The following is a 24,422-nucleotide window of genomic DNA, read 5'->3' as shown; positions in this document are numbered from 1 at the left end:
CGTCCGGTGACGCGTAACGCTGCGCTCATCGAGAAGCTCGGGGTCGACATCGACCCCGAGCTTCTTTCTCTTGCGCTGACCCATCGCTCGTTCGCCTACGAGAACGGCGCCATCCCGCACAACGAGCGGCTCGAGTTCCTCGGCGACTCGGTGCTCGGCCAGGCGGTCACGGTGCGCCTGTACACCCGGCATCCGGATCTCGACGAGGGCAGTCTCGCCAAGCGCCGCGCGAGCGTGGTGTCGACCGTGGCCCTCGCCGAGGTCGCGAGGAGAATCGGACTGGGTGATCACGTGCGTCTCGGCCGCGGTGAGATCCTCACCGGTGGTCGTGACAAGGACTCGATCCTGGCCGACACCATGGAAGCCGTGATCGGGGCGACGTACCTCTCCGCCGGCCCGGATGCCGCAACGGGCCTCGTGCTGCGTCTCGTCGAGCCGCTGCTGACCGACCCCGATCGATACGGGGCGGCGATGGATCCGAAGACGAGCCTGCAGGAGATCGCCGCTCGCCACTCACTCGCGGCGCCGGTGTATTCGATCGAGGCCGCCGGTCCCGACCACGACCGTCGCTTCACCGCGACCGTCACCGTCGGCGACGTCGTCACGCACGGCACCGGGTCGAGCAAGAAGCAGGCCGAGATGGCCGCCGCACTCGACGCGTGGCGGGAGCTCAACGCCCGTGCCTGAGCTGCCCGAGGTCGAGGTCGTGCGAGCGGGCCTCGAACCCGCGGTCTCCGGCGCACTCATCGCTTCGGTGGACGTGCGCGATGCGCGTGCGCTCACCCGGCATTCCGGCACGCCGGAGCACTTCGAGGCCGAGCTCACCGGCCGGCGGATCGATTCGGCGGTGCGGCGCGGCAAGTTCCTGTGGATGCCGGTGGGCGCGGACGAGGCCATCGTCACGCATCTCGGCATGAGCGGGCAGATGCTCTTGCGCGTGCCCGGCGCGCCGGAGGAGCGGCACGAGCGGATCCGCATCGAGCTCGAGCATCCGGTACACGGTCCGCTGTCGGTCGTGTTCGCCGATCAGCGCACGTTCGGCTCGCTCGCGCTCGACGAGCTCGTGGTCACACCGGATGGCGCGGCCGGCGGCCGCGGATCGTCCCTGCCGCTCGTTCCGACCCAGGTCGCACACATCGCCCGCGATCCGCTCGACCCGGCGTTCGACGACGCACGGTTCCGCGCTCGGCTGGCGCGCACGTCGTCGGGCATCAAGCGTGTGCTCCTCGACCAGACCGTGGCGAGCGGCATCGGCAACATCTACGCCGACGAGTCGCTGTGGGCCGCACGCATCCACCCCGAGACCGTGGCATCCGATCTTCCGACCCGTTCGGTGAACCGGCTGCTGGCCGAGGTCCGGGCGGTGCTGGAGAAGGCTCTCGCCGAGGGCGGCACGAGCTTCGACGCCCAGTACGTCAACGTCAACGGGCAGGCCGGGTACTTCGCGCACTCGCTCAACGCGTACGGCCGCACGGGTCAGCCGTGTCCGCGCTGCGGCCGACCGATCGTGCGAGTGTCGTTCATGAACCGCTCGAGCCACTTCTGCCCGAGGTGTCAGCGGCTGCGCTGACCGTGCCTGGTCGCGCCACGTGGCTGCGCCACCTGGCCGCGCCACCTGGCCGCGAGACAGCATCCCGCCGACAACCCGCCCGCACGCTGCAAGGGAGACGTCGGCGGAATGACGTCTCGGCGTTTCGGAAGCCGCGGGTGCTTGACCTCAAGCGCTGGAAGTGTGCTCAGCTGGGGGTATGTCAGCGCTCACCATCCAGCAGGCCGCTCGCCGCACCGGGCTCAGCGAACCCACCCTCCGGTACTACGAAGAAGTCGGGCTCATCGGCCCCATCTCCCGCGACCCGAGCAGCGGTCACCGCCGGTATGGGGAGAAGGACCTCGACGACCTGCAGGTGCTCGCGTGTCTCCGGGCGATGGGCGTAGGGATCGAGGACATGCGCACGTACCAGGCGAATCGTGCGCGGGGCAACGCCGCTGCCGCGCAGCAGCGCGACATCCTTCTCCGTCACGCCGAACGCGTGGAGCTCGAGATCGCGACGCTGAACGTGCACCTGCAGTACCTGCGCCGCAAGTCCGCGCTGTGGGACGCCCGCGATCGGGGGGACGCCGAGGCGGAGGCCGAAGCGCAGGTGCGTGTTCACGAGATCTACCCCGAGCTGGAGACGCTCATCCGCGCTTGACTTCATGCGCTTGAGGCCTGGTCGACTCTCGGTATGAACACTTCTCACCACACCGTGCTGGTCACCGGGGCCTCCGGCTATCTCGGAACCCGGGTCGTCGCCGATCTCCTCCGTCAGGGCGCCACCGTTCGCGCCGCCGTCCGTTCCCTCGACGCCGAACCTGCGCTCCGCGAGGCCGTACGACGGGCCGGGGTCGACGACGCCGGCCTCGACCTCACCGTCGCCTCCCTCACCGACGACGTCGGATGGGATGCCGCGGTCTCGGGCGTCGCGGGCGTCTACCACCTCGCATCCCCGATGACCCACGCCACCGAGGACGCCGACCTCGTGGTCACTCCCGCCCGCGACGGCGCGTTGCGTGTCCTTCGCGCGGCACGGGACGCCGGCGTCGAGCGTGTCGTGCTGACCTCGTCGTTCGCGGCCGTCGGCTACTCGCCCAAGCCCGTGAACGCCAAGGGCGTCCGCGAGTTCGACGAGCGCGACTGGACGGATCCCGCGGCTCCCGAACTCCCCGCGTACCCACGTTCGAAGGCCGTCGCCGAGCGCGCCGCATGGGAGTTCATCGAGCGGGAGGGGGACGGACTCGAGCTCGTCGTCCTCAACCCGACCTGGATCGCCGGACCCACGCTGACCGCCGACCCGCGGTCATCGTTGCAGGCATTCCTCGCGATGCTCGGCGGCCGAATGCCTCTCGCCCCGCGCCAGCGTTTCGGCATCGCCGACGTCCGCGACGTCTCCGCGGCGCACCTGTCGGCGATGACGACCCCGAATGCCGCCGGCAAACGGTACCTGCTGCTCGCCGACGGACCGACGATCTCGTGGCTGGGAGTGGCATCCGTTCTGCGCGCGCACCTGGGTGAGCTCGCCGCGGCGGCTCCGACCGAGGAAGTGCCCGGCGACGAGCTGCCCCCTCTCGTCATTCACAACGAGCGGGCGAAGGCGGAGCTCGGCTTCGCACCACGTCCGGCCGAGACCACCATCATCGAGACGCTCGACGACATGCGCGAGCGCGGAATGCTCGGCCACGGGATCTGAGATCGAAGTCCCGGGGTGCCGGCGACCCGCGCCGGCACCCCGGCTCAGTCGAGGATCTTCTGCCACGCCCCTTCGTACGACATCGGCACGAAGCCGATCGTCTCGTTGATCGACAGCATCGGCCGGTTCTCCTCGGCATTCCACGTCATCACGCGCGGTGACTCGGGCACGGCCGCGCGCCAGGCGAGCAGCCCGGCGCACTTCACGAGCATTCCGAGTCGGTGCCCTCGATGGGCCGCGACGACGAGGGTGTCCTCCTGATTGGTCACCGCCGTCCGGTCCTTCCCGATGACGAGTTCGTTGAATGCGGCCAGCTCGCCCGAGTCGACGTGTTGCGCGACGGTGACGAGCAAGTGGCGGTCGGAGTCGGTGTACACCCGTTCCCAGTCCGCGACGCGGGCGGCATCCCACACCTCTTCGTCATGATCGAGGCCCGCCGAGGGCGCGTCGGTGATCATGCGTGACTTCATGTAGGCGAAGCCGTCGACGAACTCGGGCGGCGTGGGGAGCGTCCACTGGATGACGCGATAGCCGGATGCCGCGGCCTCCGCATCCGCCAGCAGACGGGTGAGGTGTGGCTCGGCACCCTCGAGGTCGAGCTGGCTCTGTCGCACGATCTGCTCCAGGGAGTACCCGGCCGCGAGGTAGAAGCGCGCGGCGCGATCGAGGGGGATGCGACCGAAGCCCGTCGGCGCGTCGAGCTGGGGACCGTCGGCCGCGGGGTGTTCTGCCCACGACTGCAGGATCGTCCGGCCGTGCTCGCGGGCGGTCCGCTCGATGAGGTCGTGCGCCGCGCGGCCGATGCCCCGACCCCACGCGCGGCGGAGAAGTTCGATGAGCCAGAAGCCGGTGCGGGCGCCGTCCTCCTGCGGGAGATCGAGGCCGACGCGGCCGACGACCTCGCCCTTCCAGACCGCGATCCACACGAGGCGGATCTGAGAAGCGGTCGGACGGTAGACGGGCAGCAGTTCGTCGGCGGGCATCGCGCGATCGTCGTGGCCGGCGATCTCGGCGTACACGAGGTTCCGCACGCGCGACATCTCGAGGAAGTCCGCGGCGTCGGCGGCATCGATGGATGCCGGAATGTGAAGGGGGCGCAGCTCGAGGCCGGCCGGAAGGGTGGTCATGAGGGATCTTTCGAGGGAGAGAGTCGGGCGAGAAGGCGGGCGGGGCCGGGGTGAGCGGCCCCGCCCGTTCACAGCGGCGGACGCAGGTGGAGCGCCTTGCGCTGCCAATCGGCCTCGCGGAGCGCCCGCTCATGGGCGTTCCGGCGAGCCTGGTCGGCTGCCGAGGCCGCTTGGGCTGCGCGCTGGACGGCCTGATCGGCGCGCGCGGCGGCGCGCACGAGCAACCAGAGGCCGAGGCGGAGAGAGAGTCGGTCGATCGGACCGAGACGGCGCTGGGCCGAGGTCTCGACGACGGGGAGCGAGAGCGCGGATACCGTGTGCTGCGGCGCGCGCGTGAGCGATGAGTTCATGCGGAGGCTCCGATGAGGAAGAACGAGCAGAGAGGCCACGGTCGGCGAGGGCCGACGGGAGGCGGTGAGGGGTCTCAGAAGACCCGGGCGCATGGCATCCGATGAGCGGATGCCAGGGCGGGAGCGGAGACGATCGAACGTCTCAACGCGGCGACGTCACGCCTGACGGACAGGCATGCCGACGGCGGTGGTCACTCCGCGCAGCGGTGCAGACAGCACGGGGGCGGCGGTGAAGCCGGTGGCGAGAGAGCCGGTGGTGTTGCGAATCATGGGGTGACCTCCTTTCGACGTCGGTTGCGACCCCCGACGCTAGCGAAGGCGTTCAGCAAATGTCAAGCGGAGATCCAGAAACGACGGACCGTCGGGCGCGTCGAGCCGGGGTTCCATCGGCCTGCCACCGCGGAATTCCGCAGGCTGTCGGGTAGCGTGAGGCGGAAGTCCACCGGGTCGGGAAGGCGCATCCGCATGCACCTCAAGAGCGTCACGCTGAAGGGATTCAAGTCCTTCGCGCAGTCGACGACGTTCGCGTTGGAGCCCGGGGTCACGTGCATCGTCGGTCCGAACGGCTCGGGCAAGTCCAACGTCGTGGACGCGCTCGCCTGGGTCATGGGGGAGCAGGGCGCGAAGACTCTTCGCGGCGGCAAGATGGAGGACGTCATCTTCGCCGGCACGTCCACGCGCGGACCCCTCGGTCGCGCGGAGGTGCAACTCACGATCGACAATGCCGACGGGGCGTTGCCGATCGAGTACAGCGAGGTCACGATCAGTCGCACGCTGTTCCGCAACGGGGCGAGCGAGTACGCGATCAACGGTCAGACCTGCCGTTTGCTCGACGTGCAGGAACTTCTCAGCGACTCCGGCCTCGGCCGGGAGATGCACGTGATCATCGGGCAGGGGCGCCTCGACACCGTGCTGCAGGCCTCCGCCGAGGAGCGGCGCGGCTTCATCGAGGAAGCCGCCGGAATCCTCAAGCACCGCCGCCGAAAAGAGAAGACGGTGCGCAAGCTCGAGGCGATGGAGACCAACCTCACGCGCTTGAGCGACCTCGCGGGTGAGCTGCGCCGGCAGTTGAAGCCGCTCGGCAAGCAGGCCGAGATCGCGCGGGAGGCGGCCACGATCGCCGCCGTCGTCCGCGACGCGAAAGCGCGCCTGTTCGCCGACGAACTCGTGCAGCTCCGACGCGAACTCGCTGACGCGGCAGCGGCTGAGAGCGAGCGGCACACCGAACGATTGATGCTTCAGGACCAGGCGGACGGCATCCGTGCCAAGGTCGAGCGACTCGAGGAGGAGCAGCGTTCCGAAGCTGTCGACCGCGCGCGGAGCGTGACGTTCTCCCTCGAACAGGTGCAGGAGCGCCTGCGCGGGCTGTACTCCCTCGCCGGTCAGCGACTCACGCTGCTCGCGGATGATGACGGCGAGGCATCCGCGGCCGCTCCCACCGTCACCCAGGCGATGATCGACGACGTGCGCGCCGAGATCGACGACATCGCAGACGGGCTCGGCGATGCTCAGGATGCCGCGGCCCACGCGGCCCGGACGGTGACTCGCGCGCGCGCAGAGCTCGACGCGCTCGACGCCGACATCGCCGCGCAGAGCGCGCTCGTCTCCGAGCACGACATGAAGCTCACGGCGCTGCGCGGATCCGCGGAGGCGGCGGCGTCGGGCCTGGCCGCCGTGCGCGGTGCCGTCGACCGTCAGCAGCGCGCTCTGGATGCCGCGCGCGAACGACTCGCGGAGGCCGAAGAGGCTCGCTCGGCGCTCGACCCCGACGTGACGCCGGAGGAGTCGGCCGCGGAGCATGCATCCGCCTACGAGCGGGCACAACGCGAGACCAACGACACCGAGACCGAGGTGACGGGTCTTCGCGAGCGGCTGCACGCCGCCGAGCGCGAGAGGGACGCCCTCACGGCCCAGACGACCGCGCTCGGACGCGCCCTCGACGTCCGCAACGCCGCCGCGGACCTCGCCGCGAGCGGAGCCGCCGGCATCCGCGGGCTCGTCGGCGACGCCGTCAAGGTCACGGCGGGGTACGAGCCGGCCATCGCCGCGGCGCTCGGTTCCCTCGCGGAAGGGTTGCTCGTCGACGATGGTGCCGCGGCGTTCGCCGCGGCCCGCGCCGCGCGCGAGGGCGACCTCGGCGTGGTCGAGATCGCGGTCGCCGATGCCCCCGACGGATCCGTCGGCTTCGAGGTCGACGGGGGCGTGCGTGCCGTGGACGTCGTCACCGCTCCCGCGGGGGTTCTCGGCATCCTGTCGGGGGTCGTGATCGTCGACGACCTCGCCGCCGCCGAGGCGGCGCGCCCGGCGCTGGAGGCGGCGCCGGTGGGCAGCGTCGTGGTCACGCGGGACGGTGCGGTCCTGACCGCCCGGACTCTGCGTGCCGGCTCCGGGGGCGGTCGCTCGCGGCTCGAACTGGCCGCCGAGCGGGATGCCGCGACGGATCGGCTCGCCGAGGTCACCGTCATCGCCGACTCGCTGCGGGAGGCCCTGTCCGAAGCGCAGCAGAGACTCACCGATGCTCGCGCGCGCACGAAGGAGGCGCTCACGACCCTCCGCGCCCACGACGCCGCCCTCGCCGCGCACGCCGAGAAGCTCAACCGCGTCACGGTCCGTCACGAGGCGGCGGTCGCGGAGTGCGAGCGGGTGGAGGTCGGCCTCGCGCAGGCGCAGGCCGCGGTCGCGGATGCGGAGGAGAAAGCGCGCGTCGCCGACGAGACCCTCGCGCGGGCTCTCGAGGTGCCTCGGCCGCTCCTCGACGCCTCGGCCCGTGAGGGGATGCTCGCCGATCTCGAGACGGCCCGCGAGGGCGAGATGCGCGCGCGGCTCGACATCGAGACCCTGCGGGAACGGGTGCGGGCCGGGGAAGCCCGCATCGTGCAACTGGAGCAGCAGCGCGAACGCGAGCGCGCCGCCGCGGACGCCGCGGCGCGCCGCGCCGTGATCCGCCGCGCACAGCGCGAGATCGCCGCGGAGGTGGCGGGAGCCCTTCCGCCGCTGCTCGACTCGATCGACCGGTCGGTCAGCCAGGCGCGCGTCGAGCTTGCCTCCGCAGAATCGGCCCGCTCCGCGGTGACGGCCGACCTGACCCGGGCGCGCAGTGAGGAGACGGCGGTTCGCGAGCGCCTCGCGCGCCTCACCGAGAGCGTCCACGTCCTCGAACTGCAGATGCATGAGAAGCGGCTCCACGTCACGAGCCTGCTCGAACGCGTGCAGTCCGAGCTGTCGCTCAACGAAGACATTCTCGTTTCGGAATATGGTCCTGATCAGCTCATCCCTGCCGCCGAGGGCGTGGAAGCCGAAGTGTTCGACCGCGCCGCGCAGAAACGCCGACTGCAGGATGCCGAGCGGAAGCTGGGTCAGCTGGGGCGGGTGAATCCGCTCGCGCTCGAGGAGTTCGCGGCGCTCGAACAGCGCCATGCGTTCCTGACCGAGCAGCTCGCGGACCTGCAGCAGACCCGCGCGGATCTGCAGACGATCATCGCCGAGCTCGACGAGCGCATGCAGACGATCTTCACGGCCGCTTTCGAGGACACTCGCGCGGCGTTCGGCGAGATCTTCCCGATCCTCTTCCCGGGCGGCGCGGGAAGTATTTCTCTCACCGACCCGGACAACCCGCTGACCACGGGCATCGAGGTCGCCGTTCGCCCGGTCGGGAAGAAGATCGAACGGCTCTCGCTGCTGTCGGGCGGCGAGCGGTCGCTCGCGGCGGTCGCGTTCCTCACCGCGATCTTCACGGCTCGTCCAAGCCCCTTCTACATCCTCGATGAGGTCGAAGCGGCCCTCGACGACGCGAACCTCGGCCGGCTGCTGGGCGTCTTCGAGAAGCTGCGCGAGAGCAGCCAGCTCATCGTCATCACCCACCAGAAGCGCACCATGGAGATCGCCGATGCGCTGTACGGCGTGTCGATGCGTCAGGACGGTGTGTCAGCCGTCGTCGGACAGCGCGTTGGCGATCGCGCCCGCGCGGGGGCGGAACCGGCCCCCGTAAGCTGAAGGAATGGCTGAGAACTCCTGGTCGCTCGGTCGCGCGCTGCGCGGACTGTTCGTCAAACCCACCATCGACGAGACCACGTGGGACGACCTCGAGACCGCTCTGCTGACCGCCGACTTCGGTCCGGACGTCACCGAGCGGCTGATCGACGAGCTGCGGGAGAAGGTCGATCGCTATCGGACCACGGATCCGCGCGACCTCCAGCGCATGCTGCGCGAGACCCTCGAAGAGCATTTCGCGAAGTTCGACACCACCCTGCGCTTGACCGAGCGTCCGGCCGTCGTTCTCGTGGTCGGCGTCAACGGCGTGGGTAAGACGACGACGATCGGCAAGTTCGCCAAGTTCCTCCAGCGCTACGGCCGGACTGTCGTCGTCGGCGCGGCCGACACCTTCCGCGCCGCGGCCGTCGATCAGCTCGCGACGTGGGCCGAGCGCGGGGGAGCCACGATCGTCCGCCCGCAGCACGAGGGCCAGGATCCGGCATCCGTCGCCTTCCAGACCGTCGCCCACGCGAAGGAGACGGGCACCGAGATCGTCTTGGTCGACACCGCCGGGCGTCTGCACACCAAGGGCGGCCTGATGGACGAGCTCGGCAAGATCAAGCGCGTCATCGAGAAGCAGGCACCGATCAGCGAGGTGCTCCTGGTGTTGGATGCCACCACCGGCCAGAACGGCCTGATGCAGGCGCAAGCCTTCCTCGACAGCGCGGGAGTGACGGGTCTCGTGCTGACAAAGCTCGACGGTTCGGCCAAGGGCGGTTTCGTCCTGGCGGTGCAGGAACGCACCGGCATCCCGGTCAAGCTGCTCGGACAGGGCGAGGGGATCAACGACCTCACCGGCTTCACGCCCCATGTGTTCGCGGCTTCGCTCGTCGACTGACCCCCTTACCGCACTTCGCCCTTCTGGCGGGTCGCCTTTCGCGAGGCGGGTCTGGCTGGTTTCATGGGGGAATGGCGATCGAGCACGACTTCTTCGGACTCCTCGAGTCGGGACCCGACGGGTCGATCTTCTGGTCGGAGAACGTCGAGTTCGGCGATCAGAGCGTCACCGTCGACCTGACCGCTCCCGACCAGGACGACGTGTCGATCGACGCGCTCGACGTCGCCGCGGCGATGATCTCGTCGCTGGAGACGATCGACCTCGCGGCGCGCAACGCCATGGTCAACGAACTCGACGACCGCACCAGTGAGGTGACGGAGTACATCCTCCAGCAGCAGGCGACTCTCGGCGAGGAGCTCGACGATCTGCTGAGCGATCCCTCCGGTGACACCCACATCGACGTCATCAAGTCGTTGCAGCTGATGAGCATGACGATCCTGGCGGACGAGCACGGGGGCAGCGATCCTTTCGCCGTCCTCGAGTACGCGCTCGATCCCGACTCCACCGACGACGTTCTCCTGGTGAACCTCGCCTCCGACGGGCAGGTGCAGTCGGTCACCAGCGCCGACTGACCCCGTGCAGACGTTCCTGCCGTACCCGTCGTTCATCGATTCCGCGGAAGCTCTCGACGGGCGTCGTCTCGGCAAGCAGCGCGTCGAGACGTTCCAACTGCTGCGAGCGCTCACCGTCCCTGATCACGGCTGGCGCCACCACCCGGCGGCGAAGATGTGGGACGGACACCTGCCGGCGCTCGTCTCGTACGGCCTCGTCATGACCGACGCGTGGATTGCGCAGGGGCGCGCCGACACCGTGCGGCAGAAGATCCTCGCCTTCGCGCCCGAGGTCGACGGTCAGGCCCAGGACGCCCTGGACCTGCCGCCGTGGCTCGGTGACGAAGCGTTCCACCTCGCGCACCGGTCGAACCTCGTCCGAAAGGATGCCGAGTTCTACCGGCCCCGTTTCGGGGACATCCCCGACGACCTGCCGTACATCTGGCCGGTCTGACCCGCGCCGGCGGTCAGTGCCCGTGGAATGCGGGGATGACCAGGTAGATGCCGTAGAGCACCGCGGCAGCGAAGCCGGCGAAGCACGCGAATCCGCCGATCGTCGCCGCCACCGGGCGGGGGCGGGTGCGCTCGGTCACGACCGCGTCGGCTCCCTCGGGGTCGCCGTCGGCCACAACTTGGATATCGGGTGCCCCCACCGCCAGCAGGCGAATGCCCGCGGTGTAGAGCCCCACGATGACCAGGGTCGCGATGAGGCCGACGACGAACACGAGCCCGATCGAACCCCAGTCGACGCCGAGCCATCCGGCGGACGCCGACGCCGCGTGTCGGATGCCGTTCATGCGCGTGCCTCCTGCTTGCTCTCATCCGAGCGGCCGGGGCCGTCGGCGTCCAGGGACTCATCGTTGACGTTCTCGGCCGACACGGGCTTGCGGCGGGCCAGCAGGAAGAGCCCCGCGCACGCGCCGAGCCCCAGGAGCAGCACCGCGACGAGACCGAGTGTGCCGGCGCCGGCCGCCCACGCGGCGAGTCCGCCGACCAGGGCCGCGGCGGGGAGGGTCACGATCCACGCGAACGCGATCCGGGCGACGACGTTCCAGTGCACGGAGGCGAGGCGCTTGCCCAGCCCCGAGCCGACGACGGCACCGGAGGTCACCTGGGTGGTCGAGAGCGGGAAGCCCAGAGTGGAGGAGATGAGAATGGTGGATGCCGCACTCGTCTCGGCCGCGAAGCCTTGAGGGGGCTTCACATCGGTGATGCGCTTGCCGACCGTCCGCATGATCCGCCACCCGCCGAGGTAGGTGCCGAGCGCGATCGCGAGACCCGCGCCGAGGATGACCCAGAACGGGGGCGCGGTCCCTGCCTCCTGATATCCCGCGACGATGAGCGTCAGGGTGATGACGCCCATCGTCTTCTGCGCGTCGTTCGTCCCGTGCGCGAGGGAAACGAGCGAGGCGGAGACCGTCTGCCCGTGCCGGAAGGCGGTGGTCGAACCAGCGACCCTGGCCATCCGCGTGACGCGGTAGACGAGGTAGGTGGCGAGGAGGGCGACCGATCCGGCGATGAACGGCGACAGCAGCGCCGGCAGGACGATCTTGGAGAGGACCCCGCCCCATTCGACCGCGCTGAATCCGGCGCCGATCACGGCGGCACCGATGAGCCCGCCGAACAGTGCGTGCGTCGAGCTGGACGGCAGCCCGAGCCACCAGGTGAGGAGGTTCCACAGCACCGCGCCCATGAGCCCCGCGAAGATCATCGGGACGGTGATGTTCGGCAGGCCCTGATCGTCCTGGGCGAGGATGCCCTCGGACACGGTCTTGGCCACAGCGGTGGAGAGGAACGCTCCGACGAGGTTGAGCACGGCGGAGATGAGGACGGCGACCTTGGGCTTGAGTGCGCCGGTGGCGACCGACGTCGCCATGGCGTTGGCGGTGTCGTGGAAGCCGTTGGTGAAGTCGAAGAAGAAGGAAAGGGCGACGACGAGGAGGACGGGAATCAGGACGGCGAGGTCCACCGGGAGGCTCCGTTCGAGTAGGTGTTTCCCACGTGCGGTCGGATGACCGGGCGTCACGCTAGACCTCGAAGACGAACGGAAAGGGAGCTTCCCTCGCGGGGGTGGACGGGTCTACTCTGCGCCGTTCACACCGCCTGCGCGAAGCCCGCGTCGGCCGCGGCGATGTCCTTCGCGAGGTGCGCGAGGTGAGGCGGGATCTCGCGGCCCTTCGAGACCATCGACTGCGCCCACAGGCGTCCGGCGCGGTAGGAGGACCGCACCAGCGGACCGGCAAGCACCCCGAGGAACCCGATGCGCTCAGCCTCCTCCTTGAACTCGACGAATTCGGCGGGCTTGACCCAGCGCTGCACCGGAAGGTGCCGCGGGGTCGGACGCAGGTACTGCGTGATGGTGATGATGTCCGTTCCGGCCTCGTGCAGATCGTGGAGCGCCTGCACCACCTCTTCCGGCTCCTCGCCCATGCCGAGGATGAGGTTCGACTTCGTGATGAGCCCAGCGTCCCGCGCCGCGGTCAGCACCCCGAGCGACCGCTCGTACCGGAACGCGGGGCGGATGCGCTTGAAGATGCGCGGCACCGTCTCGACGTTGTGCGCGAACACCTCCGGCCGCGACGAGAAGACCTCGTCGAGCAGAGCTGTGTTGCCGGAGAAGTCGGTCGCGAGGATCTCGACACCCGTTCCCGGGTTCTCCGCGTGGATGCGCCGCACCGTCTCCGCGTGCAGCCAGGCGCCCTCGTCGGGCAGGTCGTCGCGGGCGACGCCGGTGACCGTGGCGTAGCGCAGCTGCATCCGCGACACGCTCTCCGCGACGCGGCGCGGCTCGTCGGTGTCGTAGTCCGCGGGCTTGCCCGTGTCGATCTGGCAGAAGTCGCAGCGCCGCGTGCACTGCGAGCCGCCGATGAGGAACGTCGCCTCGCGGTCCTCCCAGCACTCGAAGATGTTCGGGCACCCGGCCTCCTGGCACACCGTGTGCAGCTCCTCGGTCTTCACGAGATTCTGCAGCGCCGTGTATTCGGGCCCGAGGCGTGCCTTCGTCTTGATCCACTCGGGCTTGCGCTCGATCGGGGTCTGCGCGTTGCGCACCTCGAGGCGGAGGAGCTTGCGGCCGTTCGGAGCCGTGGATGCCGCGCCCCCGGCGCTGCCCGTTCCGCAGGCGCTCACGCGGCCACCGCCGAGTACTCGGCGCGGAAGACGGATTCCACACTGGCGATGATGTCGGCGGGGGAGACCTCGGCGCCGACGACCTCGCTGACCGTGGTGACGCCGGCATCCGTGATCCCGCAGGGAACGATGCCCCGGAATCCGGCCAGAGTGTTGTCGCAGTTGACCGCGAACCCGTGCATGGTGACACCTTTCTCGACGCGCACGCCGATCGCCGCGACCTTGTCGACCCCGAGCGGGCGACGCACCCAGACGCCGCTGCGCCCCTCGACGCGGAAGCCCTCGACACCGTGCGCGGCGAGGGCGGAAATGAGCAGACCCTCGAGGCGTCGTACGTGAGCGACGACGTCGAGCGGCTCGGGAAGCCGGACGATCGGGTAGCCCACGAGCTGCCCCGGGCCGTGCCAGGTGATCTTGCCGCCGCGATCGACGTCGATCACGGGGGTGCCGTCCGTGGGGCGTTCGTGCGCCTCCGTGCGCTTGCCCGCGGTGTAGACCGGTTCGTGCTCGAGCAGAAGCAACGTGTCGGGCCGCGTCCCCGCGACGACGTCGGCGTGCACCACGCGCTGCAGAGCCCAGCCGTCCAGATACGGCACGTAGTCGGGGCCGAGCCCCGCGCGAAGAATCTCGAGCATCACCGCTCCCGGTTGTTGGATTGCGTCCAAGAATACACATGTGCACGCCCGTAGGCTGTCGTCATGGCCACCGAATCGCGAACGGGACGCCCCCGCGCGTCGTCACGCGAGGTGCTGTCGGAGGCCGCGTGCGAACTGTTCTTGGAGAAGGGCTACGACGCCACCTCGGTGTCGGACATCACGCGCCGCGCCGGCGTGAGCCGATCGAGCTTCTTCAACTACTTCTCGGCCAAGAGCGACGTGCTCTGGTCGGGCTTCGACGAGCGCGTCGACGCGGCGGTCGCCGACCTCCGCGACGGGGGTGCGGTGCACGACGTACTCCTGGGGATCGGTGACGGGCTCGCACCCGACGCCCTGGCCCTGGCCATCGTGAACGCGGATGCCATGGGCATCGCCGCCGAGCTCGATCGCGACCGTGCGATCCGTCAGTTCCGGCTGCAGCGCGAGACGGCGGCGCGGCTTGTGCGCGACGGTACGGCGCCGCTTCCCGCTCAGGTGCGCGGAGCGGCGCTGTCGGCCGCCGTGCTCGCGGCGGTCTGGGCGTGGGCCGACCACACAGCAGGTCGTGCGCTGACCGAGACGCTGTCGGAGGCCCTGGCGGCGGCCTGAGCGCGTGGCATCCGTCGTCTCCACCGCGATCTGCGCACGCTCAGTCCGATCGCCCTCATCGGACTGCGCCCCGGCGAATCACGGAGGTTGCGCGACGGCCCAGCCGCAGCGGCGGCGGTAACCGGGACGGCCGCGTAAACTCTTTCCATCATGGCGACTTTCGGCACGCTCTCCGACCGGCTCACAGAGACCTTCCGCAATCTGCGCAAGAAGGGGCAGCTCACCCCCGCCGACATCGACGGGACGGTCCGTGAGATCCGGCGTGCCCTGCTCGACGCCGACGTCGCGCTGCCGGTGGTCAAGGAGTTCACCGCCGCCGTCCGCGAGCGCGCGCTGGGTGATGAGGTCAACCGCGCCCTGAACCCCGCGCAGCAGGTCGTGCAGATCGTCAACGACGAGCTCATCGGCATCCTGGGTGGTCAGCAGCGTCGCCTGCAGTTCGCCAAGAACCCGCCGACGGTCATCATGCTCGCGGGCCTCCAGGGGTCGGGTAAGACGACGTTCGCTGGCAAGCTCGCGAAGATGCTCGAGAAGGACGGACACACGCCACTTCTCGTCGCCTGTGACCTCCAGCGCCCCAACGCCGTGAACCAGCTCCAGGTCGTCGCCGAGCGCGCGGGAGCCGCTATCTACGCCCCCGAGCCGGGCAACGGCGTCGGAGACCCGGTGAAGGTCGCCCGCGATGGCGTCGCGTACGCCACGCGTCAGCAGTACGACACCGTCATCATCGACACCGCCGGGCGACTCGGCGTCGACGCCGAGCTGATGAAGCAGGCGGCCGACATCCGTACGGCGACGCAGCCCGACGAGGTGCTGTTCGTCATCGACGCGATGATCGGTCAGGATGCCGTGAACACGGCGAAGGCCTTCCAGGACGGCGTCGACTTCACCGGCGTGGTGTTGTCGAAGCTCGACGGTGACGCCCGCGGTGGCGCCGCGCTCTCGGTCGCATCCGTGACAGGGCGTCCGATCATCTTCGCGTCCACGGGTGAGGGTCTCGACGACGTCGAGCCGTTCCACCCCGACCGCATGGCCTCGCGCATCCTCGATCTCGGTGACATCCTCACGCTGATCGAGCAGGCGCAGCAGGCTTTCGACGAGGCCGAGGCGATGAAGGTCGCCGAGAAGCTCGCGACGGAGACCTTCACGCTCGAGGACTTCCTCGAGCAGATGCAGCAGATGAAGAAGATGGGCTCCATGAAGAAGATGCTCGGGATGCTCCCGGGCATGGGGTCCATGAAGCAGCAGCTCGAGGACTTCGACGAGCGCGAGATCGACCGCACCGAGGCGATCATCCGCTCCATGACCGTCGCCGAGCGTCGCAATCCCAAGATCCTCAACGGCTCGCGCCGCCTGCGCATCGCGCGTGGTTCCGGAATGACCGTCACCGATGTCAATCAGCTCGTGCAACGTTTCGAGCAGGCCGCCAAGATGATGAAGACCGTCGCGCGCGGCGGAGTGCCCAACATCCCCGGAATGGGTTCGATCGGCGGCAAGCCGGGCGCCTCCTCCAAGCGCGGGAAGCAGCAGAAGGCGAAGGGCTCGCGCTCGGGCAACCCTGCCAAGCGGGCGGCGGAGAACGCCGGCATCGCCGCTGCGGCTCCCGCGACCGGCTCCGGCTTCGGTCTGGGCGGGCAGAAGGCGCCGAGCGAGGCCGACCTCGCCGAACTGCAGAAGCTCCTCGGCCGAGGCTGACACCCGCGGCCGCCGAGCGGTCGCTCCGGCCCCGCCGACGAGCGGCCGTCAGGAGAGGACGCCGGCGTCCTCGAGAGCGGAGAACACCGTCTGCTCGATGGCTCTCTCGCCCCGCGCGGTCGGGTGGACGTCGTCGTCCTGCATCCACTCGGGGTGACCGACGAGCGGCTGGCCGATGTCGATGAACGTCCCCCCGACCGAATCGACGGCATCCCGGAGAGCGTCCGAGGTCGTCGCCGTGTCGTCCGGGACCGCCGGATCGTCGTTCCAGATCGTGCTGAGTCCGACGATGCGCGCGTCGGGAGCGGCGTCGCGCAACTGGTTCACGGTGTCGTTTGTGTCGGTACGGATGTCGTCGGCATCCTGCCAGAAGTCGTTGCTCGAGCTCTGCACGAGGATCAGTTCGGGTTGCAGTGCCGCGATCGCGGGGGAGAAGCCGGCGTAAGACGTGCCGCATTCGCCCGAGACCACGAACCCCATGCCGCCGCACGCGAGATTCGTCACGGACACGTCATCACGCTGAGCGAGGAGTTGGGGCCACGCCTCGTCGCGCTCGAGGCCGGATCCGGCCATCAGCGAGTCGCCGAGAGTTACGATCCGCAGCGGTGCCGACGACCGCTGCGGCGCGGCGGCTGTGACGGACGGCGACGGAAAGGTCACTGCCGCGACGCGGTCGGGCGATTCCCCGGAAGGCTCGGGCGCACACGCGGTCATCGTGGCGAGGCCGCTCACGGCTGCGGCCGCGAGCAGGAGCGTCGAGGCACGGCGCCGAGGGGTCATGGCGCGATCCTACGGCCGCGAACTTATGAGTCCGCGCCGAGGGGTCATGGGGTCACGCTCGCAGGGCGGCGAGGTGCTCGCGGAGCGTCGGACCACCACGGAACTCCCGGATGAGGTGCTGGACGACCGCGCGGAGGTCACCATCCGCCGCCTCGGCAACGGCGATCTGGCGAGCGGAACTTCCCCCGGTGGCGAGGATCGTCTCCAGGCCCGCGAACTCACGCGCGCACTTCAGTTCGACGGCGATGTCGGCGAGCTCCTCCATCGTCGTCCTCAGGTGCTCGCGCACCGGCAGCTGGGTGCCGTCGCGATCCACGATCACGCGGGCGTCCAGGCCGTACCGGGCGGACCGCCACTTGTTCTCGCGGGCGAACCACGGCGGGATGCCGGGGAGCTCGCCGCCCTCATCGAGGATGCGCGAGAAGCGCTCCACGAGGGTCTGCGCGAGCGCGGCCACGGCGGCGAGCTCCGGCAGAGTCGACATGCCGTCGCACGCGCGGATCTCGATCGTTCCCCAGCGGGGCGCCGGCCGGATGTCCCAGCGCACCTCGCTGGCATCCGCCATCACGCCCGTGCGGACCATGTCGTCGAGATAGTGCTCGAAGTCCGTCCACTCCTTCAGCTGCCAGGGGAGGCCCGCGGTGGGGAGCTGTTGGAACACCAGTGCGCGGTTGCTGGCGTAGCCGGTTCGCTCGCCCGCCCAGAACGGGCTGGATGCCGACAGCGCCTGCAGGTGCGGGAGGAACACCGTCAGCGCATTGACGATGGGGATCACCTTGTCGACGTCGTCGACGCCCACGTGGACGTGGATGCCCCAGATCATCATGTTCCGGCCCCACCACTGGGTGCGCTCGATGAGGGTGTGATACCGCGTCTTGTCGGTGACCTGCTGGTCGTACCACTGCGCGAAGGGGTGGCTGCCGGCGCACAGCAACTCGATGCCGCGGGGTTCGGTCTGCTCGCGCAGCGCGCCGATGGCATCCGCGATGTCGTCGACCGCCTCCGCCACGGTGTGTCCCACACCGCTCGTGACCTCGACCGTGTTCGTGAGCAACTCGCCGGTCACGGTGAATCGCTCGTGTGCGGTGGCCTCTTCGACGAGCTCCAGGATCTCGGGAGCACGCGGTACCAGGTCGCCCGTCTCGCGGTCGGCGAGCATGAGTTCCCATTCGAGTCCCACCGAGGAACGGGCGGACGGGGCGAACGGCAGCGTCATGTGGTCAGTCTGACATGACGACACGTGCGTCGTCGGGTTCGCTACCCACCGTGTCATCTGGCAGAATAGAGGGTCGGACCAGGTGCTCGACCCTCTATCCAGCACCGGTCCTCCTCTTTGAGCTTCCGCCGGGTGTGCACCCCACGCTCCAGGCGACCGGTTCGTTCATTTCCCACCACAGGAGAAATCGTGGCTGTCAAGATCCGACTCAAGCGTCTCGGCAAGATCCGTGCGCCCTACTACCGCATCGTTGTCGCCGACTCGCGCACCAAGCGCGACGGTCGTGTGATCGAGGAGATCGGCAAGTACCACCCGACCGAGGAGCCCTCGTTCATCGAGGTCGACTCGGAGCGCGCCCAGTACTGGCTCGGCGTCGGCGCTCAGCCGACCGAGCAGGTGCGTGCCATCCTCAAGCTCACGGGCGACTGGGGCACGTTCAAGGGCGAGAAGGACGCGAAGTCCACCGTCAAGGTCCGTGAGCCGAAGGCCGCCTTCGAGGCCGACTCCTCGAAGAAGTCGGTCGTGAAGCCCAAGGCCGAGAAGAAGGCCGACGAGGCCCCGGCCGCCGAGGCGCCCGAAGCCTCCGCCGCCGAGACCTCGGCAGAGTAAGTCCCGTGCTGTCCGCCGCGCTCGAACACGTCGTCAAGGGGATCGTCGATCACCCGGACGCCGTGACCATCCGTTCCTCCACCTCGCCGCGTGGCGAGGTGCTGGAGGTTCGCGTGCACCCCGATGATCGGGGTCGCGTGATCGGGCGCGGCGGTCGCACCGCCAAGGCGCTGCGTACGCTCATCACGGCCCTCGCCGACGGGCAGCGCGTCCGCGTCGACGTCGCCGACGACTGATGTCGGACGGCGACGCCGCGGGTGCTCAGCCCGCCAAGACCCAGCTCCGCGTGGGCCGCCTGGTCAAGGCCCACGGCCTCAAGGGCGCGTTCAAGCTCGAGCTGTACACCGATGACCCCGAGGGACGCTTCGTCCCCGGCAACACCTTCACCCTCCAGGTTCCCGAGACCTCCCCGTGGCACGGCCGCGAGTTGAAGGTCCGCGAGTTCCGGTGGATGAACTCCCACCCCGTCGCCTTCTTCGAGGGCGTGGACGATCGCACGGTCGCGGAAGAGCTGGTGAAAGCCATCCTCTGGATCGATCAGGACACCGAGTCGCCGACCCAGGAGGATGACGCCTGGTACGACCATCAGCTCGTGGGCCTCGATGTCGTGCGTGACGGCGCGGTGATCGGTCGCGTCGTGCGGGTCGATCACTTCCCCGCGCAAGACCTGCTGATCGTGCGCCCGACGGGTCGCGGCGAGGACGCCGACGTTCTCGTTCCGTTCGTGAGCGCCATCGTGCCCGAGGTCGATATCGACGGCGGTCGCGTGGTCGTCACGCCCCCTGCCGGCCTCTTCGAAGAGCTGCCCGGCGAGGACGACACACCGCGCGAAGAAACGGCCTCCGAAGACACCGATGCCTCCGGTGGCGAACCGGAGGGTGACGCTGCCGCCGACTCCCGCGAGGACTGACGTGCGCATCGACGTCGTCTCGATCTTCCCGACGATCTTCGACGCCCTCGAGGTGTCTCTCCTGGGCAAGGCTCGCCAGAGCGGGTTGCTCGACGTGCGCGTGCACGATCTCCGCGACTACACGCACGACCGTCACCGCACGGTCGACGACACCCCGTACGGCGGTGGTGCGGGGATGGTCATGAAGCCCGAGCCGTGGGGCGAGGCTCTCGACGACGTGACGCGCGATGCCGAGGCAACCCCGGTCATCGTTTTCCCGTCGCCCGCGGGGGAGCGCTTCACGCAGAAGATCGCCCGCGAGCTCTCGACCGAGGAGCACCTCGTCTTCGGGTGCGGCCGCTACGAGGGCATCGACGAACGCGTGTTCGACTACGCGGCGGGCCTCGGTCGCGTGCGTCTGCTCAGCCTCGGGGACTACGTGCTCAACGGCGGCGAGGTCGCCGTGATGGCGATGGTCGAGGCCATCGGCCGATTGATCCCCGGTGTCGTGGGCAACCCCGAGAGCCTAGTGGAGGAGTCCCACGAAGACGGCCTGCTGGAGTATCCGTCGTTCACCAAGCCCGCTTCGTGGCGCGGCCTCGACGTTCCGCCGGTGCTCCTGAGCGGCAACCACGGCGCGGTGGCGACCTGGCGCCGCGAGCAACAGCTCGAGCGCACCCGCGAACGCCGACCGGACCTCCTCACCGACTGAGCGCGTGTCGGAGCTGTGGCATCCGGTTCGGGATGCCACAATCCCGGTGATCAGTCGACGCCGAGGAATGAGCGATCGGTGAGCACGATCGGGCCGTCCGCTGTGATGGCGACGGTGTGCTCGGAGTGCGATCCGCGCGAGCCGTCGGCGCTGCGCAGCGTCCAGCCGTCGGGATCGGTGATGAGCTCGTCGGTGGTCTGCAGGAACCAGGGCTCGAGCGCCAGCACGAGGCCGTCGCGTAGCGGATAGCCGCGCCCGGCCTTGCCGTCGTTGGCGACGTGGGGGTCGCCGTGCATCGTGCGGCCGACACCGTGACCGCCGAAATCGGTGTTGATGCTGAGCCCTTCGGCGTGGGCGACGGCGGCGATGGCGGCCGAGATGTCGCCGATTCGGTGGCCGACGGTCGCGGCGTCGATCGCCGCGGCGAGGGCGCGCTGCGTGGTGTCGATGAGGGCGAGGTCCTCGTCGCGGGGGGTGCCCACGACGAACGACACGGCCGAGTCGGCGACCCAGCCGTCGACGGACGCCGCGAAGTCGAGCGACACGAGGTCTCCGTCGCGAAGCGCGTAGTCGTGCGGGAGACCGTGGAGCACGGCGTCGTTGATCGAGGTGCACAGGACCTTGCCGAAGGGACTCGCACCGAACGAGGGGTGGTAGTCGATGTAGCAGGACTCGGCACCGGCGGCACGGATCATGTCGTGCGCACGGCGGTCGAGGTGGAGCAGGTTGGTGCCGACCTTCGTCTCGTCGCGCAGCGTCGCCAGGACTTCCGCGACGAATCGGCCGGCCGGGCGCATGGCGTCGATCTCGGCCGGGGTGCGCAGTTCGATCATCGGTGGTTCCCTTTCCTCGAACCTCCATTCTCGCCGATCGTCGCCGTGCGAGTTCAAAGCGACCGCACAACTGCCGCCCCTACCATCGGTCCATGGTGCTTCGCCGACTGTTTCTGCGCTGGCTCTTCCCCGCCGCCTTCGTGCTGCCCCTGTGGTTGTTCGTCGGATGGATCGTGTTCAGCGGCGGGAGCGGGTGGGCGCTCCTGTGGCTGTTGATCGCCGCGCCGGCGGTGTTCGTGACGCAGACCCTCGTGGCACTCATCGTCCGAGGTCGCGGGAGCGTCCGCACCGACCGTGCCGCGTCGTGGCGCGATGTCATCGGTGTGGGTGTGTGGCAGGTCGTCGTCGTGGCGCTCGGCCTGTACGACTCGCGGACGTTCTTCCCCCTGCTCGTCCTCAGCGTCGTCGGAGCGTTCGTACTTCTGTGGTCGTCGCTGGCACAGCTGTGGAGCGAAGCCCGCGGCGGGATCACGCTTCTGCACACCGCCGACGGCACCGGCTTCATCCCGCCCACGCGCGAACAGCCGCGGCCGAAGGTCGGGGGAGAGGTCATCGTGATCGAGGAGAAGCCCGCGTCGCGCTGAGCCGGTTTGGTCGGTGCTGCGGTCCGTGGCAGAATAGGCGTTTGTGCCCTGACCGGCTCTGCCTCAGGGGAGTCCGCCGCATCTGCGGCTTCGGGCACGCCTCACTTTTCCCATTCTTATCGTGCGATCGACCTGTGGCGGTCGCAGGAAGTGACGATCATGCAGATCCTCGACTCCGTCGACGCGGCTTCGCTCCGCTCCGACATTCCCGTCTTCGGCCCCGGCGACACCGTCAAGGTGCACGTCAACATCACCGAGGGCAACCGCTCGCGTATCCAGGTGTTCCAGGGCGTCGTCATCGGCCGCTCCGGCGACGGTGTGCGCGAGACCTTCTGTGTCCGCAAGGTCAGCTTCCAGGTCGGTGTCGAGCGCACCTTCCCCGTGCACAGCCCCGTGATCGACCACATCGAGGTCGTCACCCGTGGTGACGTGCGCCGCGCGAAGCTCTACTACCTGCGCAACCTGCGTGGCAAGAAGGCCAAGATCAAGGAGAAGCGCGACCGCTGAGTCCCGCTTCACGAGCGCCCCGCGATCCGTCGCGGGGCGTTCTCCGTTTCCGGGGCGCGTCGGTGCGGTGGGCTCTGAAACGCGAGACTTCATTGCGCCGACATCTCCCTTGCGGATTGCGCGGCGGATGTCGGCGCAATGAAGTCTCGGCGAAGACAGCGCGGCGCCGATGAACAGGCATCCGGATGCCGATGAGCCGAGCATTCATAGCCGTTCGAGGCCGTGAGACGTTCGGTGGCCGGGGCGGAATGTGCGAGGCTTGTCCCCGCGGTCTTCCGGTGTTCGGTGAGCCCGGCGAAGGATCAACATGAGCGACGAAACCGCATCCCCTCCGGCTTCGACCCCGACCACTCGGCGGCGACGCGGAGGTCTGACGTTCCTCCGGGACGTCGTGATCATCCTGGTGATCGCGCTGGCGGTGTCGTTCCTCGTCAAGACGTTCGTGGTCCGATCGTTCTACATCCCCTCGGCGTCGATGAATGACACGCTTCTGGTGAACGACCGCATCCTCGTCGACGAGCTCACACCCAAATTCGGCGAGTACTCGCGGGGAGATGTCGTGGTGTTCCGCGACCCCGGCGGATGGCTCCCGTCGACGCCGAGTCCGCAGCGTCCGCCGATCGTCGAAGCAACCGATTGGCTTCTCTCGCTCGTCGGGCTCTCGGCGCCGGACAGCGACGACCACCTCATCAAGCGCGTCATCGGCACACCGGGTGACCACGTGGTGTGCTGCAACGCGCTGGGTCAGACCGAGGTCAACCGCGTCCCGCTGGTCGAGCCGTACGTCAAGCTGGCGCCGGGTGCCACGGCGCCCGCGCCGGTGCCGTACGACATCACCGTGCCCCAGGGGTCGCTGTGGGTGCTCGGCGACAATCGCAACAGCTCCAAGGACTCGCGCTACAACCAGGACCAACCGGGCAAGGGCTTCGTACCGATCGACAACGTCGTGGGACGCGCGTTCCTCATCACGTGGCCGTTCGGCCGTTTCGGTGCGATCGATTTCCACCACGAGGTGTTCGCGGGGGTGCCGTCACCGGAGACGGCGCCATGATCGAGCCCACCCTCACGTTGGAGCGGCGTCTGCTCAAGGAGCACGCGCTGATCATCGCGTGCGACGAGGTCGGACGCGGGGCCCTCGCGGGTCCGGTGGCGGTCGGAGCGGCCGTCATCGACCCGACCCGATCGCGCAAGCGCGTCCCCGCGGGGCTGCGCGATTCGAAGCTCGTGCCCGAGGCGCGCCGTCCCGATGTCGCCGCGCGGGCCGCAGCGTTCGTTCAGCACAGCGCGGTGGGTTGGGCGAGCTCCGCGGAGATCGACGAGATCGGGATCATCCGCGCGCTGGGGCTCGCCGCCGTGCGGGCGATCGCGGATCTCCGTGCGCACGGCGTCGTGCCGGAAGAGGCGCTCGTGATCCTCGACGGCAACCACGACTACATCACCCCGGCGGGCGAAGCCGGCCTGCGCGTGAAGCCGATCATCAAGGCCGATCGGGATTGCGCGAGTGCGGCCGCGGCATCCGTCATCGCCAAGGTCGCGCGTGATGCGGTGATGACCGGTCTGCATGACGAACTGCCGGCCTACGGGTGGGCGCGAAACAAGGGCTACGCGAGCCTCGACCACCGCGAGGCGATCGGCGTGCACGGCATGAGCGTGCACCACCGGCACTCGTGGGCGATCGCCCCCGCGCCGACGCTGTTCTGAGTCCTGAAGGTCGCGGCTGTCGGCCGGGTCCACCGGTACGGCGTCACGCGCCTAGGATGGAGAGACCATGGATGACGACGTCTTCGAGGATTACGACCGCGAACTCGAACTGGCCCTGTACCGCGAGTACCGTGACGTGGTCTCGCAGTTCCAGTATGTAATCGAGACCGAACGCCGGTTCTATCTCGCCAACGACGTCAACGTCGTCCGCCGCGACACCGAGCACGACTTCTACTTCGAGATCTCGATGACCGACGTGTGGGTGTGGGACATCTACCGCGCCGATCGGTTCGTGAAGTCGGTGCGCGTGCTGACGTTCAAGGACGTCAACGTCGAAGAGCTTTCGCGCCGCGACTTCCAGCTTCCCGAAGAGCTCTCGCTCGACAACTGACGGTTCC

Annotated in this window: 28 protein-coding genes; 19 read left to right on the top strand and 9 right to left on the bottom strand. The window is 69.2% G+C overall.

All coding sequences use genetic code 11. The annotated features are described in order from the left end of the window. Nucleotides 1-6: 6 nt before the first annotated feature. The 4 genes from rnc to ABC271_RS09850 all read left to right on the top strand — a co-directional run bounded on the left by rnc (nucleotide 7) and on the right by ABC271_RS09850 (nucleotide 3,227). Nucleotides 7-687 carry a ribonuclease III gene (rnc, locus tag ABC271_RS09865; RefSeq protein ID WP_412924702.1) on the top strand — a complete coding sequence of 227 codons (681 nt, stop codon included), beginning with the start codon at nucleotides 7-9 and terminating at the stop codon, nucleotides 685-687. After that, nucleotides 680-1,570, top strand: coding sequence for a bifunctional DNA-formamidopyrimidine glycosylase/DNA-(apurinic or apyrimidinic site) lyase (mutM, locus tag ABC271_RS09860; protein ID WP_412924701.1), 891 nt, complete (start codon nucleotides 680-682; stop codon nucleotides 1,568-1,570). Before rnc ends, mutM begins: the two co-directional genes overlap by 8 nt. A gap of 178 nt (nucleotides 1,571-1,748) precedes the next feature. After that, the gene (locus ABC271_RS09855) at nucleotides 1,749-2,192 is read left to right on the top strand and encodes a MerR family transcriptional regulator (RefSeq protein WP_412924700.1); all 444 of its coding nucleotides are present in this window, start codon (nucleotides 1,749-1,751) and stop codon (nucleotides 2,190-2,192) included. 33 nt (nucleotides 2,193-2,225) lie between these two features. Next, nucleotides 2,226-3,227: an NAD-dependent epimerase/dehydratase family protein gene (locus ABC271_RS09850; protein ID WP_412924699.1), complete on the top strand. Its 1,002-nt coding sequence runs from the start codon at nucleotides 2,226-2,228 to the stop codon at nucleotides 3,225-3,227. Nucleotides 3,228-3,271: 44 nt separating this feature from the next. On the opposite strand, the gene ABC271_RS09845 is transcribed toward ABC271_RS09850, so the two are convergent. After that, nucleotides 3,272-4,354 carry a GNAT family N-acetyltransferase gene (locus tag ABC271_RS09845; protein WP_412924698.1) on the bottom strand — a complete coding sequence of 361 codons (1,083 nt, stop codon included), beginning with the start codon at nucleotides 4,352-4,354 and terminating at the stop codon, nucleotides 3,272-3,274. 68 nt (nucleotides 4,355-4,422) lie between these two features. After that, nucleotides 4,423-4,704: a hypothetical protein gene (locus ABC271_RS09840; protein WP_412924697.1), complete on the bottom strand. Its 282-nt coding sequence runs from the start codon at nucleotides 4,702-4,704 to the stop codon at nucleotides 4,423-4,425. A gap of 465 nt (nucleotides 4,705-5,169) precedes the next feature. Here ABC271_RS09840 and smc point away from each other — a divergent pair, with 465 nt between their 5' ends. From smc to ABC271_RS09820, 4 genes are all read left to right on the top strand, one after another. Beyond that, on the top strand, nucleotides 5,170-8,697 hold the full coding sequence (smc, locus tag ABC271_RS09835) for a chromosome segregation protein SMC (protein WP_412924696.1): 3,528 nt from the start codon (nucleotides 5,170-5,172) through the stop codon (nucleotides 8,695-8,697). Nucleotides 8,698-8,701: 4 nt separating this feature from the next. Next, nucleotides 8,702-9,574, top strand: coding sequence for a signal recognition particle-docking protein FtsY (gene ftsY, locus ABC271_RS09830; RefSeq protein WP_077051642.1), 873 nt, complete (start codon nucleotides 8,702-8,704; stop codon nucleotides 9,572-9,574). 71 nt (nucleotides 9,575-9,645) lie between these two features. Next, nucleotides 9,646-10,146: a DUF2004 domain-containing protein gene (locus ABC271_RS09825; RefSeq protein WP_412924695.1), complete on the top strand. Its 501-nt coding sequence runs from the start codon at nucleotides 9,646-9,648 to the stop codon at nucleotides 10,144-10,146. Between the two features lie 4 nt (nucleotides 10,147-10,150). After that, a complete protein-coding gene (locus tag ABC271_RS09820; protein ID WP_412924694.1) occupies nucleotides 10,151-10,579 on the top strand; it encodes an MSMEG_6728 family protein in 429 nt (142 codons plus the stop codon). A gap of 13 nt (nucleotides 10,580-10,592) precedes the next feature. On the opposite strand, the gene ABC271_RS09815 is transcribed toward ABC271_RS09820, so the two are convergent. The 4 genes from ABC271_RS09815 to lipB all read right to left on the bottom strand — a co-directional run bounded on the left by ABC271_RS09815 (nucleotide 10,593) and on the right by lipB (nucleotide 13,889). Then, nucleotides 10,593-10,922: a hypothetical protein gene (locus ABC271_RS09815; protein ID WP_412924693.1), complete on the bottom strand. Its 330-nt coding sequence runs from the start codon at nucleotides 10,920-10,922 to the stop codon at nucleotides 10,593-10,595. Further along, nucleotides 10,919-12,094, bottom strand: coding sequence for an inorganic phosphate transporter (locus tag ABC271_RS09810; RefSeq protein WP_412924692.1), 1,176 nt, complete (start codon nucleotides 12,092-12,094; stop codon nucleotides 10,919-10,921). The genes ABC271_RS09815 and ABC271_RS09810 overlap by 4 nt, the downstream gene beginning before the upstream one ends. Nucleotides 12,095-12,219: 125 nt before the next feature. After that, nucleotides 12,220-13,254, bottom strand: a complete 1,035-nt coding sequence (gene lipA, locus ABC271_RS09805) for a lipoyl synthase (RefSeq protein ID WP_412924691.1) — start codon at nucleotides 13,252-13,254, stop codon at nucleotides 12,220-12,222. Beyond that, nucleotides 13,251-13,889 carry a lipoyl(octanoyl) transferase LipB gene (lipB, locus tag ABC271_RS09800; protein ID WP_412924690.1) on the bottom strand — a complete coding sequence of 213 codons (639 nt, stop codon included), beginning with the start codon at nucleotides 13,887-13,889 and terminating at the stop codon, nucleotides 13,251-13,253. Before lipB ends, lipA begins: the two co-directional genes overlap by 4 nt. 63 nt (nucleotides 13,890-13,952) lie before the next feature. On the opposite strand from lipB, the gene ABC271_RS09795 reads away from it, so the two are divergent. Then, complete coding sequence (locus tag ABC271_RS09795; protein WP_412924689.1) at nucleotides 13,953-14,498, top strand: TetR/AcrR family transcriptional regulator; 546 nt, start codon at nucleotides 13,953-13,955, stop codon at nucleotides 14,496-14,498. 150 nt (nucleotides 14,499-14,648) lie between these two features. Next, entirely contained in the window at nucleotides 14,649-16,193 is a 1,545-nt protein-coding gene (gene ffh, locus ABC271_RS09790) for a signal recognition particle protein (RefSeq protein WP_412924688.1), read from the top strand. A 48-nt stretch (nucleotides 16,194-16,241) separates the two neighbouring features. Here the strand turns inward: ffh and ABC271_RS09785 are convergent, their stop codons facing one another. Further along, nucleotides 16,242-16,973, bottom strand: a complete 732-nt coding sequence (locus ABC271_RS09785) for an SGNH/GDSL hydrolase family protein (protein WP_412924687.1) — start codon at nucleotides 16,971-16,973, stop codon at nucleotides 16,242-16,244. Nucleotides 16,974-17,025: 52 nt separating this feature from the next. Next, the gene (locus ABC271_RS09780) at nucleotides 17,026-18,189 is read right to left on the bottom strand and encodes a glutamate--cysteine ligase (RefSeq protein WP_412924686.1); all 1,164 of its coding nucleotides are present in this window, start codon (nucleotides 18,187-18,189) and stop codon (nucleotides 17,026-17,028) included. Between the two features lie 189 nt (nucleotides 18,190-18,378). On the opposite strand from ABC271_RS09780, the gene rpsP reads away from it, so the two are divergent. Genes rpsP through trmD form a run of 4 tightly spaced genes read left to right on the top strand, consistent with a single transcriptional unit; the run spans nucleotide 18,379 to nucleotide 20,399 of the window. After that, nucleotides 18,379-18,798 carry a 30S ribosomal protein S16 gene (gene rpsP / locus ABC271_RS09775; protein ID WP_412924685.1) on the top strand — a complete coding sequence of 140 codons (420 nt, stop codon included), beginning with the start codon at nucleotides 18,379-18,381 and terminating at the stop codon, nucleotides 18,796-18,798. Between the two features lie 5 nt (nucleotides 18,799-18,803). Next, nucleotides 18,804-19,034: an RNA-binding protein gene (locus ABC271_RS09770; protein ID WP_138172408.1), complete on the top strand. Its 231-nt coding sequence runs from the start codon at nucleotides 18,804-18,806 to the stop codon at nucleotides 19,032-19,034. Beyond that, on the top strand, nucleotides 19,034-19,708 hold the full coding sequence (gene rimM, locus ABC271_RS09765) for a ribosome maturation factor RimM (protein ID WP_412924684.1): 675 nt from the start codon (nucleotides 19,034-19,036) through the stop codon (nucleotides 19,706-19,708). Before ABC271_RS09770 ends, rimM begins: the two co-directional genes overlap by 1 nt. 1 nt (nucleotide 19,709) lies before the next feature. Continuing rightward, nucleotides 19,710-20,399, top strand: coding sequence for a tRNA (guanosine(37)-N1)-methyltransferase TrmD (trmD, locus tag ABC271_RS09760; protein ID WP_412924683.1), 690 nt, complete (start codon nucleotides 19,710-19,712; stop codon nucleotides 20,397-20,399). 50 nt (nucleotides 20,400-20,449) lie between these two features. Here trmD and map read toward each other — a convergent pair whose 3' ends face one another. Next, nucleotides 20,450-21,232 carry a type I methionyl aminopeptidase gene (gene map / locus ABC271_RS09755; protein WP_412924682.1) on the bottom strand — a complete coding sequence of 261 codons (783 nt, stop codon included), beginning with the start codon at nucleotides 21,230-21,232 and terminating at the stop codon, nucleotides 20,450-20,452. A 92-nt stretch (nucleotides 21,233-21,324) separates the two neighbouring features. Here map and ABC271_RS09750 point away from each other — a divergent pair, with 92 nt between their 5' ends. The 5 genes from ABC271_RS09750 (at nucleotide 21,325) to ABC271_RS09730 (ending at nucleotide 24,415) form a co-directional block, all read left to right on the top strand. Further along, nucleotides 21,325-21,816, top strand: a complete 492-nt coding sequence (locus ABC271_RS09750; protein WP_412924681.1) for an MFS transporter permease — start codon at nucleotides 21,325-21,327, stop codon at nucleotides 21,814-21,816. 159 nt (nucleotides 21,817-21,975) lie between these two features. After that, nucleotides 21,976-22,323, top strand: a complete 348-nt coding sequence (gene rplS / locus ABC271_RS09745) for a 50S ribosomal protein L19 (RefSeq protein ID WP_076491715.1) — start codon at nucleotides 21,976-21,978, stop codon at nucleotides 22,321-22,323. A 307-nt stretch (nucleotides 22,324-22,630) separates the two neighbouring features. After that, nucleotides 22,631-23,374 (top strand): signal peptidase I, encoded by a 744-nt coding sequence (gene lepB / locus ABC271_RS09740; RefSeq protein ID WP_412924680.1) that lies wholly within the window; start codon nucleotides 22,631-22,633, stop codon nucleotides 23,372-23,374. After that, the gene (locus ABC271_RS09735; RefSeq protein WP_412924679.1) at nucleotides 23,371-24,024 is read left to right on the top strand and encodes a ribonuclease HII; all 654 of its coding nucleotides are present in this window, start codon (nucleotides 23,371-23,373) and stop codon (nucleotides 24,022-24,024) included. Before lepB ends, ABC271_RS09735 begins: the two co-directional genes overlap by 4 nt. A gap of 67 nt (nucleotides 24,025-24,091) precedes the next feature. Further along, the gene (locus tag ABC271_RS09730; protein WP_134126534.1) at nucleotides 24,092-24,415 is read left to right on the top strand and encodes a DUF2469 family protein; all 324 of its coding nucleotides are present in this window, start codon (nucleotides 24,092-24,094) and stop codon (nucleotides 24,413-24,415) included. Nucleotides 24,416-24,422 lie beyond the last annotated feature (7 nt).

This window comes from Microbacterium canaveralium (assembly GCF_047238045.1).
Lineage (GTDB): Bacteria > Actinomycetota > Actinomycetes > Actinomycetales > Microbacteriaceae > Microbacterium.
Note: the sequence above shows the minus strand (reverse complement) of the source record. Positions and strands in the feature narration are given on the sequence as shown.